The sequence below is a fragment of the Gilliamella sp. N-G2 genome (assembly GCF_002142215.1).
Taxonomy (GTDB): Bacteria; Pseudomonadota; Gammaproteobacteria; order Enterobacterales; family Orbaceae; genus Gilliamella.
Map to the genome: position 1 here is coordinate 50,974 of NZ_NAST01000013.1, position 14,959 is coordinate 65,932.

General features: G+C 35.9%; 11 protein-coding genes. 5 read left to right on the forward strand and 6 right to left on the reverse strand.

The features are described 5' to 3' along the window. Nucleotides 1–45: 45 nt before the first annotated feature. Genes B6C99_RS07590 through B6C99_RS07605 form a run of 4 tightly spaced genes read right to left on the reverse strand, consistent with a single transcriptional unit; the run spans nucleotide 46 to nucleotide 2,374 of the window. Nucleotides 46–444, reverse strand: coding sequence for a multidrug efflux SMR transporter (locus B6C99_RS07590; protein WP_086359291.1), 399 nt, complete (start codon nucleotides 442–444; stop codon nucleotides 46–48). Nucleotide 445: 1 nt separating this feature from the next. After that, nucleotides 446–802, reverse strand: coding sequence for an EamA family transporter (locus tag B6C99_RS07595; RefSeq protein ID WP_086359292.1), 357 nt, complete (start codon nucleotides 800–802; stop codon nucleotides 446–448). A 5-nt stretch (nucleotides 803–807) separates the two neighbouring features. Next, nucleotides 808–1,635, reverse strand: coding sequence for a carboxylesterase (locus tag B6C99_RS07600; RefSeq protein ID WP_065651307.1), 828 nt, complete (start codon nucleotides 1,633–1,635; stop codon nucleotides 808–810). Between the two features lie 10 nt (nucleotides 1,636–1,645). After that, a complete protein-coding gene (locus tag B6C99_RS07605) occupies nucleotides 1,646–2,374 on the reverse strand; it encodes an MtnX-like HAD-IB family phosphatase (RefSeq protein WP_086359293.1) in 729 nt (242 codons plus the stop codon). 161 nt (nucleotides 2,375–2,535) lie between these two features. On the opposite strand from B6C99_RS07605, the gene B6C99_RS07610 reads away from it, so the two are divergent. The 4 genes from B6C99_RS07610 (at nucleotide 2,536) to purL (ending at nucleotide 10,754) form a co-directional block, all read left to right on the forward strand. Next, entirely contained in the window at nucleotides 2,536–3,264 is a 729-nt protein-coding gene (locus B6C99_RS07610; protein WP_086359294.1) for a response regulator transcription factor, read from the forward strand. Beyond that, a complete protein-coding gene (locus tag B6C99_RS07615; RefSeq protein ID WP_086359295.1) occupies nucleotides 3,261–4,604 on the forward strand; it encodes an ATP-binding protein in 1,344 nt (447 codons plus the stop codon). Before B6C99_RS07610 ends, B6C99_RS07615 begins: the two co-directional genes overlap by 4 nt. 204 nt (nucleotides 4,605–4,808) lie before the next feature. After that, the gene (gene glnS, locus B6C99_RS07620) at nucleotides 4,809–6,485 is read left to right on the forward strand and encodes a glutamine--tRNA ligase (protein WP_086359296.1); all 1,677 of its coding nucleotides are present in this window, start codon (nucleotides 4,809–4,811) and stop codon (nucleotides 6,483–6,485) included. A 366-nt stretch (nucleotides 6,486–6,851) separates the two neighbouring features. Beyond that, entirely contained in the window at nucleotides 6,852–10,754 is a 3,903-nt protein-coding gene (gene purL / locus B6C99_RS07625) for a phosphoribosylformylglycinamidine synthase (protein WP_086359297.1), read from the forward strand. A gap of 58 nt (nucleotides 10,755–10,812) precedes the next feature. Here the strand turns inward: purL and B6C99_RS07630 are convergent, their stop codons facing one another. Together B6C99_RS07630 and aroB are read right to left on the reverse strand one after the other, a co-directional pair. After that, nucleotides 10,813–11,883, reverse strand: coding sequence for a 3-deoxy-7-phosphoheptulonate synthase (locus B6C99_RS07630; protein WP_065577826.1), 1,071 nt, complete (start codon nucleotides 11,881–11,883; stop codon nucleotides 10,813–10,815). A gap of 259 nt (nucleotides 11,884–12,142) precedes the next feature. After that, nucleotides 12,143–13,222, reverse strand: a complete 1,080-nt coding sequence (aroB, locus tag B6C99_RS07635) for a 3-dehydroquinate synthase (RefSeq protein WP_086359298.1) — start codon at nucleotides 13,220–13,222, stop codon at nucleotides 12,143–12,145. Between the two features lie 113 nt (nucleotides 13,223–13,335). Here aroB and B6C99_RS07640 point away from each other — a divergent pair, with 113 nt between their 5' ends. After that, entirely contained in the window at nucleotides 13,336–14,943 is a 1,608-nt protein-coding gene (locus tag B6C99_RS07640) for an NAD+ synthase (RefSeq protein WP_086359299.1), read from the forward strand. Nucleotides 14,944–14,959: the final 16 nt, after the last annotated feature.

A 14,959-nucleotide genomic window follows, 5' to 3' on the forward strand; every position in this document is an offset into this window, starting at 1 on the left:
TCTTCAATGAAATATAGCTAGGCTTGATTTTTGATTTAGATTTGATTAATGACTATTATGAATGTTTTTATTAGTTAGTTTACTTTCTGCCAATGCTAGAAACATAATTCCTGAAACAATCAATATTGTTCCGATTAACTTAAATAATGTTATTGGTTCATTAAATAACCAAACTGATGCAATCATTACCGTGACGACTTCGAAATGAGACGCTGCAAAAGCAGGTCCTACAGGCGCTTTTTTTAATAAAGTCATCCAAGTGAAGAAAGTAAAAATATAACCCGCAATTGATACATAAATCCAATGGCCAGAAAACACCCTAACAATCCATTCAACACTCATCGCAAGCGGTTGAGCATGCTCTGCAGCCAATTTGAAACTGCACTGGGCAATAGTGTCAAACATTAGTAATACGGTAAAACCAATCAAATAGAACTTAGCCATATTAAGAAATCCCCACAAAAATAACACCAGCAGTTATTAATAACATGCCAATAATGCGATAAAGGGTTAGTAATTCTTTGAAAAGAATTCGACCGACTAACATGATAGTAATAATATTGAATGAGGCGAGTAATACACCTTGTGAAAGTGGCACTAAGGTTAAAAAGGCTAGCCACAATAAAAATTCGGCAATGTAAGAGGCTATTCCTACCCAAATCCAATGATTTTTAGCCAAATCTAACCAATAGTACCACCCATCTCGATTGGTCGGTGATATTGCCGCATATTTAAAGGCAACTTGTCCTAAAGTATCAAAACAGATATTACTAACCCAAAGAAAAATAACTAAGGATGACATTATGTTTAATTTCCTTCTGCAAGATTATTAAAAAATGAAGCACATTCTTTAATCACTTCTCGGCGTTGGCTATCAATAGTAATTAAATGGTAACTATCATTTAATACAATTAACTGTTTTGGACCAGAGACGTGTTTTTCAACTAATTTTGCATTTGTTTCAATATTGGCAATGTCATCATTACCTGAATGCATAATTAAACACGGTGAGGTAACTTTAGGTAACTCCTGACGCATATGTTTAGCCAATAACTGCATTTCAGCTAAAGCTGGGAAAGGGTTACCTGCCAATCCAGCAGATGCTGCATCACCACTTAACATACTTTCAGATACAACGGCTCGTATCCGTTCATCCTTAAGGCCATAAGGTGGTTTTTCAATAAAAGATACTTTTTGAAAAATACCAAGTTTTTTGAAATAGACTAATAAAAAGAAGAATTTTTTAGCCCAAAATGGCATGCTCCAGCCATCATAAGAAAATGTAGGTGCTAAAACACCAACACCTTTCACTTGATTGGGACGATCGGCAGCTAATTTTAACGCTAATAATGCGCCCATAGATAAACCGGCGACAAACAGATTATCAACATGTTGAGCTAAATAATCAGCACCATCTTGAACACTTTTATACCAATCTTGCCAAGTTGTTTTACATAGATCTGCTTCAGTACCACAGTGACCTGCTAGCTGTATTGCATACACAGTAAATCCAGCTTTATGTAAACCATTGGCTAAAATACGCATTTCATTTGGTGTACCAGTTAAACCGTGAATTAATAGCACGCCATTTTTATTACCAGGTAAAAAATAAGATAAATCTTCAATTGTACTCATTATTATTCCTTTATTTTACCGCCATGACTGGAATTAGTGTTTGTTGCATCTGTTTTAATGCTTCGGTTACATCAGCAAAGCTCTCAATAGCACTGTGCTTAATATTGTTTTTTTCACAGTAATTAATCAACTTATCTTTGGCGAAAACCAGATCGACATGATGAGAAACGCAAAAATCGGAAGTACCATCACCAACATATAGTATCTGAGGAAAATGTTGCTGTTGTTTAACATGATTGCATTTGCAGTTACCACTTTGTTTAATACAATCCTTATTGGCAAATGGGAACTCAAGGCGCCAACTTCGTTGATTATTATGCATTAACTTATTGGCATAAATAGGTAGATGCTCAATACCATGGTGTTTTAACACAAACTGAATAGCATAATCTAAGCCATCACTAACTACATGAACTGGAATATGATTTTTTTCGGTGTGATCAATAAATGCTTTAAAATTATCATCAATTTCAATTTTTGCTAATGCTTGATTGAGTTCCTCCAGACTAGCATCCATTAATGCAATCTGTTTGCTCATACATTCTTGAGAGCCGATTTTGCCACTAACCCATAATTCCTCAAGTTCATCACAACCATCTTGACCGAATTGGCTAAGTAAAGTATCAGTAACATCTTTAACACTAATTGTGCCATCAAAATCACATAAAATAATAGGGTTTTGGTGGTGAGTATAAGATGGCTGAAAAAGGTGATTAGTAATTGATGAAAAAGTATTCATAGTTAACGTAAAAATTGCTTAGTTATAGATATTGGCACCAATTTTCTCATATAGTGCTAGTAAACTTTGTAGGCTCTTTGTATATCTTTTGTAACGAGGCTTCATTTACCTGTATAATAAGGTATCTTGAAGTACACATTATACGGTAAAGAGAACCGAAAATGAGTGAACGTATATTAATCATCGAAGATGATGAAAGATTAGCCAATTTAATCCAAGTTTATTTAATCCGTCAAGGGTATATCGTTGATTGGCATAATAGTGGTGCCGGTGCCGAAGAAAAAATACAACAGATCAACCCTGATTTAGTTATTTTAGATGTCATGCTGCCAGAAAAATCTGGATTTGATATATGTCGAGATATACGTTCGTGGTTTACAAACTATATTCTGATTATGACCGCGAGTGAAGACAATATTGATGAAATTGTTGGTTTAGAGTTAGGTGCAGATGATTATCTAGCTAAACCTATAGAACCGCGGTTATTACTTGCTCGTATTCGTGCATTGTTGCGACGAAAACAGATCGAAACCGATAAAGAAAGCTATAAGGAACTAATAACTTCGTTTAACAATAATACTCTGGTCTTTGATAATTTAGTTATTGATGGTGAAAATCGAAGAGTGTTATTAGATGGACAAGATATCGATTTGACTACGGCAGAATTTGATTTACTTTGGTTATTAGCAAATAACGCCGGTAAGATTTTATCTCGAGACGACATATTTTCCCAAGTAAGAGGTATTGATTTTGATGGCAGCGATCGTTCTATTGATGCGCGTATTTCTCGATTACGACGTAAATTACTAGATGATCCTGACAACTCATCGCGGATTAAAACCGTGCGTGGAAAAGGCTATCTATTTATGCGTGAAGGGGAAAACCATTGAAACAATTATTAGCTAAACCGCTATTTTTCAATCGCCGTATCGTTTTTTATCTCGTTATTTTGCTTTCATTACAATGTATTATTGCTTATGGTGCATTATTGGTATTCGATTCATTGCCTTCGTCATTGACTGATATGCCTGATGATCATATTGTTTTTCGTGAATCACAACGTGGAACCGTCAACTTAATTCGTAAACACATTGATGAAAATAAGCAACGTCCATTGCAAGAAGTAGTGAATGAATTACAGCCTTCTTTTGGTTATCCAATAAAAGTTTTACCAGAACAGACTATCTTGTCTCATTCCGTTAAAAAAGAGTTAGAAAAACTCGGTTTTGCTTATGATGGTGATGACGAGGTTGTCTATATTGATTTAAAGGATGGACATCTATTGCAACTAGGTCCGATTTTAATGCGAGATATATTAGAATCGAATACCATGTCGTTGAGTGTATTTCTTATTATTTGGGCCTTGTTTAGTGCCATTATCTTTTTTATTTTAATCTATTTTGCTTTTAGTGCTGTTTGGAAAGATCTGGTTAATATTCGTCAAACCGCAGAGCAATTGGGGCAGGGAAATTTAAAAGCACGTACTGAAAATGTGAAAGGTTGGTTATTCAAACCGTTAGCTAATGTACTTAATAACATGGGGACTCACATTGAACATTTAGTTAGTACTAACCAAACGATTTCTCATGCAATGGCTCATGAACTACGCACGCCACTTGCACGGATGCGATTTGAGTTAAGTATGCTTGAAGAGTCTACAGATGAGCATGAAAAAGCATTACTGCAAAAAGGGATGAGCGATGATATTGACGAACTTGAAACGCTAATTAATGCCAGTTTGAATTATTTCAAAATGCAGCAGAGTAACATCGAATTAAATCTTACTAATGTATCGTTGAAAGATTGGGGTGAAAAAGTTTGTCAATCATTAGCACTATTTAAACCTGAAGGGTTTGAGCTAGTTTGTAATAGTCAAGATGTAGAAGCCAAAATTGATACTAATTTGGTTGAAACCATTGTCAAAAATTTACTACTCAATGCGTTTAAATATGCTACACATAAAGCGGTGTTGAATATCACAAAACAGGATCATCAAGTGATTTTAGAGATTGATGATGATGGCGCAGGTATTCCTTTTGATGCGCGTGATAATATTTTTATGCCTTTTGCTCGGCTTGATACTAGCCGCACACGTTCAACCGGCGGATATGGGTTAGGGCTTGCTTATGTAAAATTAATGGCGGAATTTCACGATGGTAAAGCATTTGTGGTGACGAGTCCATTAGGGGGCGCCAGATTTGTGGTTTCGATAAAATCAGGCGATGAATAATCAAGCTAGATTTAATAAAATTTAATCAAAAACTATTAAAAAGATATAGATTTAAACAGGAATATTTTTTAGATAACTTAAAACTCTTGTTTTAACGTTTCGAAAAAACAAAAAATTTGCTATATTCTTTGGTCAAAATGATAAAAGTGAAAAATCTCATTTCTAAATTGGTCATGAGTTAACATATATAATTAGAGGTTTTTTATGAGCGGTGTATTACCGACAGAGAACGAAACTCGTCCAACAAACTTTATTCGTCAAATTATTGATGCAGATCTTGCGGCTGGAAAATATAAAACAACCCATACTCGTTTTCCGCCTGAACCTAATGGCTATCTACATATTGGTCATGCAAAATCTATCTGTTTAAATTTCGGGATTGCGCAAGATTATCAGGGTAAATGTAATTTACGCTTTGATGATACCAATCCTGCCAAAGAAGATATTGAATACGTTGAATCTATTAAAGAAGATGTTCGTTGGTTAGGGTTCCAATGGGATGGTGAAATTTGTTACTCATCTGACTATTTTGACCGTTTATATGAATATGCATTAGAGCTTATCAATAAAGGTCTTGCTTATGTCGATGAACTGTCAGCTGATGAAATCCGCGAATATCGTGGAACATTAACACAAGCAGGTAAAAATAGCCCTTATCGAGATCGAAGTATTGAAGAAAACCTAGCATTATTCATCCAAATGAAAGAAGGTAAATTTGCAGAAGGTAAAGCTTGTTTAAGAGCAAAAATCGATATGGCATCACCATTTATTGTTATGCGTGATCCCGTGTTATATCGTATAAAATTTGCTGAGCACCACCAAACTGGCAATAAATGGTGCATTTATCCAATGTATGATTTTACACATTGTATCTCGGATGCTATTGAAAATATAACCCATTCACTTTGTACGCTCGAGTTCCAAGATAATCGTCGTTTGTATGATTGGGTTTTAGATAATATTACTATTGAAGCAAGACCGCATCAGTATGAGTTTTCAAGATTAAATCTTGAATATGCGATTACTTCTAAACGAAAATTAACCCAATTAGTTTCTGAACAAATTGTTGACGGTTGGAATGATCCTCGGATGCCTACCGTATCTGGTCTGCGTCGCCGTGGTTATACACCGGCATCAATTCGTGAATTTTGTCGTCGAATTGGTGTAACTAAACAAGAAAATACGGTTGAAATGAGTACACTTGAGTTCTGTATTCGTGAAGATCTCAATGAAAATGCGCCACGAGCAATGGCGGTACTCGATCCTGTTAAAGTTGTCATTGAAAACTTTTCGGAAACACTAGATGAAGTACTTAGTATGCCAAATCACCCTAATCGCCCAGAATTAGGTCATCGAGAAGTGACATTCACGCGTGAAATTTATATAGATAGAGCTGATTTTAGGGAAGAAGCAAATAAAAATTATAAGCGTTTAGTGTTAGGTAAAGAAGTTCGCTTGCGTAATGCTTATGTGATACGAGCAGAGCGTGTTGAAAAAGATGCGGACGGTAATATTCAAACTATTTATTGTAGTTATGATCCTGCCACATTAAATAAAAATCCTGAAGATGGACGTAAAGTTAAAGGAGTTATTCACTGGGTGTCAGCTAAATTTGCTAAGCCAGCTGAAATTCGTCTGTATGATCGGCTATTTAATACTCCAAATCCAGGTAGTGCAGAGGACTTTTTATCAACTATCAATCCAAATTCATTAATTATTAAACATGGGTTTGTTGAACCTAGTTTGCAAAAAGTTGAAGCAGAACAAGCTTATCAATTTGAACGTGAAGGTTATTTTTGTCTTGATAGTAAATATGCCACTGAAGATAATTTAGTATTTAATCGAACAGTAGGATTAAGAGACAGTTGGAACGAAGCTTAATCATAATCAATACGCCAACTCTGGTTGGCGTATTAATCTACTTTACTTTATATTTTTATTGATATCATCGTCAGAAGGTTAGTTTGGCTTACTTTTGTAGTATGAATATAATCCTTATAATAATGATTACTAACTGATTGTAATTAAAAATTTTCTGAATTTAATAATAAACATTAAAGATTTATTTTAAAAAATTGTAGTGTTTTAAATAATCATAAAAAGCCGAATTGAGCGTTAAAAAACCCCTTTCCTCAAAATTCTTTGATTACATTATATTATGATTTTTAAGATAGCCTCTTTGGTCAGTTTATTTTATAATGTTGTTCTATTTTTTTCCTATTTTGGCTTAAAAAGAGTACTCTTAGCATGAAAATTTTAGCTGGTTCTTCTGCTCTATCTGCATTTCGTATTAATAAAATTTTATCCTCTTGTCGTGAACAATCTATCCCTATAACAAATATTGAAGCCCAATACATTCACTTTATTGATTTAAGTACTGAATTAACTGTTCAACAACAATTAACCTTAGATAAGTTGTTACAATATGGCCCTAAAAGTGCACAAATAGATGTCGAAGATAAAACCAGTAAAATACTCTTTTTAGTTACTCCACGCGAAGGTACTATTTCGCCATGGTCATCTAAAGCTACTGATATTGCACATAATTGTGGATTATCACAAATCCATCGAATAGAACGAGGTATTGCTTATTATGTGCAAGCTAGTTCTCCGTTAACTGATTGTCAAAAAAATGCTTTTCTGGGCTTGATACATGACCGAATGATGGAGACCATTTTAAGCAGTTTTGAGCAAGCTGAACAATTATTCAGGGCTGATCAACCCAAACCAGTAACAATTATTGATTTGTTAGGACAAGGTCGTCAAGCATTAGAGGAAGCTAATCTAAAATTAGGTTTGGCTTTAGCACCAGATGAAATTGACTATTTAGTTGAGAATTTTCAGAAATTAAACCGTAATCCAACTGACATTGAGCTTTATATGTTTGGTCAAGCAAACTCTGAACATTGTCGTCATAAAATATTTAATGCTGATTGGATTATTGATGGTGTAAAACAACCAAAATCATTATTTAAAATGATCAAAAATACTTTTGAACATACGCCAGATTATGTGTCATCCGCTTATAAGGATAATGCCGCGGTTATGGATGGTTCGAAAGTTGGACGATTCTTTGCTGATTATGATAGTCGAAGCTATGATTATCATCAGGAATATGCTGATATTTTAATGAAGGTGGAAACCCATAATCACCCAACGGCAATATCTCCTTGGCCGGGGGCGGCAACCGGTAGTGGCGGTGAGATTCGAGATGAAGGAGCGACAGGAAAAGGAGCTAAACCAAAAGCAGGATTAGTAGGTTTTTCTGTTTCGAACTTACGAATTCCGAATTTTGAACAACCGTGGGAACAAGATTTTGGTAAACCGGATCGAATTGTTAGTGCATTTGACATTATGATGGATGGACCCTTAGGTGGTGCGGCATTTAATAATGAATTTGGTCGTCCAGCTTTACTTGGTTATTTTCGTACTTATGAAGAGAAAGTAAACAGTTATAATGGTGATGAAGTCAGAGGTTACCACAAACCGATTATGTTAGCTGGTGGTATGGGCAATATTCGTCGTGAACATATTCAAAAAGGTGAATTTCCTATCGGCTCCAAATTAATTGTCTTGGGTGGGCCTGCCATGAATATTGGTCTAGGTGGTGGTGCTGCCTCATCTATGACATCAGGACAATCAGATGCTGATCTTGATTTTGCTTCAGTTCAACGTGATAACCCAGAAATGGAGCGTCGTTGCCAAGAGGTAATCGATCGTTGTTGGCAACTTGGTGATAAAAACCCAATTTTATTTATTCATGATGTTGGTGCTGGTGGTTTGTCCAATGCGATGCCTGAACTAGTTAGCGATGGTGGCTGTGGCGGTCAATTTGAATTGCGCAAAATACTAAGTGATGAACCCGGAATGTCACCGTTAGAAATTTGGTGTAATGAATCACAAGAGCGTTATGTACTGGCTATTCACCCAGAAAGCTTGGAATTGTTTGATGAACTTTGTAAGCGTGAACGCACTCCTTATGCTGTTATTGGTGAAGCCACAATAAATAAAGCAGTCGTGTTACATGATGAACATTTCAACAATAATCCGATAGATTTACCGTTAGATGTGTTATTGGGCAAAACCCCTAAAATGTTACGAGATGTTAAATCTAGCCAAGCAGAAGGGGATCATTTTTCAACATCCGATATCAATTTATATGATGCGGTGAAACGAGTATTACATTTGCCAGTTGTGGCGGAAAAAACTTTCTTAATTACCATTGGTGATCGTTCGGTAACAGGTATGGTTGCTCGTGATCAGATGGTTGGACCTTGGCAAGTGCCGGTTGCCGATTGCGCGGTGACAACAGCAAGTTTAGACAGTTATTACGGTGAAGCAATGTCGATGGGGGAGCGTGCCCCGGTTGCCCTGCTTAATTTTGCTGCATCAGCTAGATTAGCGGTTGGTGAAGCAATTACCAATATTGCTGCGACAAATATTGGCGACATTAAACGTATTAAGCTTTCAGCTAACTGGATGGCTGCAGCTGGTCATCCAGGTGAAGATGCTGGTCTTTATCAAGCCGTTAAAGCCATTGGTGAAGAGTTATGTCCTGCTTTAGGATTAGCCATTCCGGTTGGTAAAGACTCCATGTCAATGAAAACAACATGGCAACAAGATGGTGAACAAAAAACGGTAACTTCACCGTTATCATTGATGATTTCCGCATTTGCTCGAGTTGAAGATGTGCGTAAAACAGTTACCCCACAACTTTGTACATATGAGGATAATCTATTACTATTTATTGATTTATCTAAAGGTCATCAAGCATTAGGGGCAACAGCATTAGCACAAGTTTATCGTCATTTAGGACAAAGAACAGCTGATGTTCATGATGCTAAAGAATTAGCCGCTTTTTATCAGGCCATCCAAAGTTTAGTTGTGCAAAATACCTTACTTGCTTACCACGACCGTTCTGATGGTGGTTTATTGGTAACCTTAGCTGAAATGGCATTTGCAGGACATTGTGGTATAGATATTGATATTAATTCACTTGGTAGCGATGTCATTGCCTCACTATTTAATGAAGAACTTGGCGCAGTTATTCAAATTCGTAATGGTGATTTAGAAAAAGTCATGACATGCTTTAAGCAGCTTGGATTATCTCAGGCGATTCATACATTAGGAACAGCTAAAACAGGACAGCAATTTATTATTCGTAATAATAGCGCCGTTGTGTATAGCGAATCGCGATTGACATTAAGAACATGGTGGGCAGAAACCACTTGGCAAATGCAACGCTTACGTGATAATCCACAATGTGCAGATCAAGAACACCAAGCTAAGCAAAATGATGATGATCCAGGCTTAAATGTTCATCTTACTTTTGATATTGAGCAAGATATTGCTGCACCTTACATAGTCAAAGGTGTGAAGCCTAAAGTTGCAGTTTTACGTGAACAAGGTGTCAATTCACATGTTGAAATGGCAGCAGCATTTGCTCGAGCGGGTTTTGAGTCAATTGATGTTCATATGACTGATTTATTATCAGGTCAAGTGACTTTGAATCAATTTAATACGTTAGTTGCTTGTGGTGGTTTTTCTTATGGCGATGTATTAGGGGCAGGTGAAGGTTGGGCTAAGTCTATTTTATTTAATGAACAAGTCCGTCATGAATTTGAGCAATTCTTCCATCGCAATGATACTTTATCGTTAGGTGTTTGTAATGGCTGCCAGATGATGTCGAATTTAAAAGAACTGATACCAGGTGCTGAGTTATGGCCTCGCTTTGTTCGTAATATATCGGAACGTTTTGAGGCGCGTTTTAGTTTAGTTCAAATTCAATCTAGTCCGTCATTACTATTTACCGATATGGCAGGTTCGCATATGCCGATTGCGGTTTCACATGGTGAAGGTCAAGTCGAAACCCGTGATTTAGAACATTTGACTCGTTTAGAAGCTTCTGGCTTGGTTGCAGTTCGATATATTGACCATTTTGGCAAAGCGACAGAGCAGTACCCGGCAAACCCAAATGGTTCACCAAATGGTATTACCGCAGTAACCTCAAGTGATGGTCGAGCGACGATTATGATGCCGCACCCAGAACGAGTATTTAGAACGGTAACCAATTCGTGGCATCCAGATAATTGGGGTGAAGATAGCCCTTGGATGCGTATTTTCCGTAATGCTCGTAAGCAACTTGGTTAGTAAAAAAAATCGCCGACAATAGTCGGCGATTTATAAAGATAATTTTAGCTTTAACCGTCTACTTTTTTCTACTCTTTAACGGCTGTGCTAAATCATTATTCATTCTTCGCAATAATTGCTCAGTCGTTTCAAAGTTAATACAAGCATCAGTAACGGATACACCATATTTGAAATTTTCTTTTGGTTGTTCAGATGATTGATTACCTTCAAATAAATTACTCTCTATCATGACACCAATAATCGAGTTATTGCCTTGCTTAATTTGCTCAATAATCGAGTCTGCAACGATAGGTTGATTGCGGTAATCTTTATTGGAATTAGCATGACTACAATCTATCATTAAGTTAGGGACTAATTTAGCCTTATCCATTTGTTGTTCACATAATGCAACATTTTCGGCATCGTAATTAGGTGCTTTTCCACCTCTTAGGATCACGTGACCATGTGGATTACCTAAAGTTTGTAATACTGTAACTTGTCCTTTTTGGTTAATTCCAACAAATCGATGTGCCATTGAAGCTGATTTCATTGCATTAATTGCTACGTCTAAGCTACCATCTGTGCCATTTTTGAAACCAACAGGCATTGATAGTCCAGAAGCCATTTCTCGGTGGGTTTGTGATTCAGTTGTTCTCGCTCCAATAGCTGACCAGCTGATTAAATCACCAATGTATTGCGGAGTGTTTGGATCTAACGCTTCTGTCGCAATTGGTAATCCAATCTTAGTGATATCAAGTAACAACTTACGTGCTTTTTTTAAGCCATGTTCAATATCAAATGAGCTATCCATATGCGGGTCATTAATCATACCTTTCCAACCAACAGTGGTTCTTGGTTTTTCAAAATAAACTCGCATAACAATAAATAAGTTATCTTTCACTTCATCAGAAAGTTTTTTTAATTTATGTGCATATTCAATAGCTGCATCAGGATCATGAATAGAACAGGGACCACAAACTATAAGTAATCGGTGATCTCGACGTTCTAAAATATCAACAATGGTTTGTCGGGATGAAGCAATTTGATTTTCTAATTCAGATGATAATGGATAAAGGTTTTTTATTTCTTCGGGCGTGATTAACATATGCTCATCTCTGATTCGAACATTATTTAGTGTATCTTTTAACATTTGGTTTTCCTTGTTAAAATCATTCATATTTTTATATGTAAAATATTAATTACATAAACAAGCAATATGTAAACACAAAATTACGGAATAGTAAATCAAAAATTAACTTATTGTTAGATTAATTAATGTTTTGTAAGCTAATATTTACAGGTATTAATAATTTAACTTGAGTGGATGTAAATAAATATGTACGGATGCGGTGAGAGAATTGCATGCATCCGTATATTGAATATAGCCGGTTATGTGAAAAAATGAGAATTTAAATAGATGATATTGCTTCTAATATCAATTGTTTATCAACAACATCAATGACTTCAACTGCACCTATTTTAGTTGGCAAGACCAATCTAATTTGTCCTGAAAGAACTTTTTTATCTCGTAGCATATGTGGAATATAAGATTCAATTGTCATTCGTTCCGGTCTTTTAACTGGTAGTTTAGCTTTAATTAATAGATTTTTTATTCGTTCAATATCTTTATCAGTCAATTTACCAAGCAATTTAGCTGTTTGTGCCGCCATTAACATACCAACACTAACTGCTTCACCATGTAACCAATTACCATAGCCGAGTTCCGCTTCAATAGCATGGCCATAAGTATGACCAAGATTCAAAATAGCACGCATGTCTTGTTCTGTTTCATCGGCGGCAACGACTTGTGCTTTTAGTTTACAGCAGTGATAAATACAATAACTTAAGGCATCTACATCTAAATTAAGTAGATCATCGATATGCGTTTCTAACCAATTAAAAAACTCAGAATCCATAATGATGCCATATTTAATTACTTCGGCTAAACCTGCTGAAAGCTCTCGTGGTGGTAGAGTTTTAAGACAATTAATATCAATAACGACAGCTTGTGGCTGATAAAATGCACCAATCATATTTTTACCAAGAGGATGATTGATGGCTGTTTTTCCTCCAACGGATGAATCAACTTGTGATAATAACGTTGTCGGTACTTGTATAAATTTAATTCCTCGTTGATAAGCAGAAGCAGCAAAACCAGCGACATCACCAATAACACCGCCACCTAGCGCTATAAGGATGCTATTTCGAGTATGATTATTGGCAAGTAGAGCGGTTAGAATTTGATTCCATGTTTCCATGGTTTTATATTGTTCGCCATCAGGGACTATAACAAAATCTGTTTTTATCCCATGAGCCTCAAGCATATCTATCAAATGCTGTAAATAAAGCGGAGCAATCGTATCATTCGTGGCAATAAGAACTCGCTGGCCGCTGTGTAGTTTGAAATGTTCGAATTGATTAAGTAAGTTTTCACCAATAGTAATAGGATAACTGCGATTTTCTAAAGCTACATCTAGGATCTTTTGCATAATTATTTCCAAACAAGTTTATGCCAATTTAATATTGCATGTTAACGATAAAAAAGTGGCAGCGCAACTTAGAATCATTTAAACTTACTGCCAATTTTTATCTGTAATGTTGAATTTATATGTCCTTATCTTTCGTATTAGCACAAAAAAATTGGCGTGTAGGTGATATTGAAGGTAATACTCAGAAAATCATTGAATTGATGCAAAGCCATTCATCTCATGATCTTATTATTTTCTCTGAACTTGCAATTTGTGGTTATCCTCCAGAAGATTTAATTTATCGTGATGACTTTAAAAATCGTTGCCAACAAGCGTTATCGGCCATCAAACAAGCTAGTAAACAATGTGGAGTAATTGTTGGTCATCCTCATTGGCAAGATGGTTTGATATATAACTCATTGTCACTATTTCTCGATGGACAGCAATTAGCGTGTTATCACAAACAGCAATTACCTAATTATGATGTATTTGATGAAAAACGCTATTTTACTGCTGGTGAGCAAACTTGTGTGGTCGATTTTAAAGGTAAAAAAGTTGGCTTATTAATCTGTGAAGATCTTTGGCAATGTGAACCTATTGATCGAATTGCAGCAAACTGTGCTGACTTGGTTATTTCGATTAATGCTTCACCGTACACCTATGAAAAACCTAATTATCGTCAAGAGCTTATTAAAAAACATGCTATAAGAACCGGATTACCAATTGTTTACTTGAATCAAATTGGTGGCCAAGATGAGCTTGTTTTTGATGGTGGTTCATTTGTCTGTAATGAAAAAGGTGATATCGTCCAGCGATTAAATTCATTTGATGAGCAAATTTCTGTTTTTCAGCTCAATGATAATCATAAACCAATACCTAGCCTTAATGGCGATCCATTAGCGGCTGTTTATGATGCGTTAGTACTTGCAACGCGTGATTATATTACTAAAAATGGTTTTGAAGGTGCGGTATTAGGGTTATCAGGTGGTATTGATTCAGCGTTAACTTTAGCTATTGCCGTTGATGCATTAGGTAAAGATAAAGTACAGGCTGTTATGATGCCATTTCGCTATACGGCTGATATTAGTATCGCTGATGCAAAAGAAGAGGCGGAAATCTTGGGGGTTGAATTTGATATTATTTCAATTGAACCGATGTTTGATGCCTTTATGACCTCTTTAACACCGATGTTTTTAGGTACAGCAAAAGATACTACCGAAGAAAACTTACAAGCACGTTGTCGGGGTGTTATTTTAATGGCTTTGTCAAATAAACGTCGTAGGCTCGTATTAACAACAGGTAATAAAAGTGAAATGTCTGTCGGATATGCAACACTTTATGGTGATATGGCCGGTGGATTTGATGTACTTAAAGATGTTCCTAAAACTATGGTATTTGCATTGTCTAAATATCGAAATAGTCGTTCTTATGTTATTCCAGAACGTGTGATTACTCGTCCTCCATCAGCTGAGCTAGCCCCAGATCAAAAAGATGAAGATAGCTTACCTCCTTATGATATTTTAGATGGAATATTAAAGGGGTATGTTGAACAGGATTTTTCGATTGAACAACTAGTTGCACAAGGCTATGATGAAGTAACAATAAGACGTGTTATTAAATTAGTTGATATTAATGAATATAAAAGGCGACAATCAGCAGTAGGTCCGAAAATTACTGCACGTAACTTTGGTAAAGGCAGACGCTATCCAATTACTTCTGCTTTTGGATTTAAGAATTGGTAATCTCGAATTAAGGGTA

What these genes read in the sequence shown, in the direction of transcription:
- B6C99_RS07590 (WP_086359291.1), bottom strand. Translation starts at nt 444, where the DNA reads ATGGCTAAGTTCTATTTGATTGGTTTTACCGTATTACTAATGTTTGAC.
- B6C99_RS07595 (WP_086359292.1), bottom strand. Translation starts at nt 802, where the DNA reads ATGTCATCCTTAGTTATTTTTCTTTGGGTTAGTAATATCTGTTTTGAT.
- B6C99_RS07600 (WP_065651307.1), bottom strand. Translation starts at nt 1,635, where the DNA reads ATGAGTACAATTGAAGATTTATCTTATTTTTTACCTGGTAATAAAAAT.
- B6C99_RS07605 (WP_086359293.1), bottom strand. Translation starts at nt 2,374, where the DNA reads ATGAATACTTTTTCATCAATTACTAATCACCTTTTTCAGCCATCTTAT.
- B6C99_RS07610 (WP_086359294.1), top strand. Translation starts at nt 2,536, where the DNA reads ATGAGTGAACGTATATTAATCATCGAAGATGATGAAAGATTAGCCAAT.
- glnS (WP_086359296.1), top strand. Translation starts at nt 4,809, where the DNA reads ATGAGCGGTGTATTACCGACAGAGAACGAAACTCGTCCAACAAACTTT.
- purL (WP_086359297.1), top strand. Translation starts at nt 6,852, where the DNA reads ATGAAAATTTTAGCTGGTTCTTCTGCTCTATCTGCATTTCGTATTAAT.
- B6C99_RS07630 (WP_065577826.1), bottom strand. Translation starts at nt 11,883, where the DNA reads ATGTTAAAAGATACACTAAATAATGTTCGAATCAGAGATGAGCATATG.
- aroB (WP_086359298.1), bottom strand. Translation starts at nt 13,222, where the DNA reads ATGCAAAAGATCCTAGATGTAGCTTTAGAAAATCGCAGTTATCCTATT.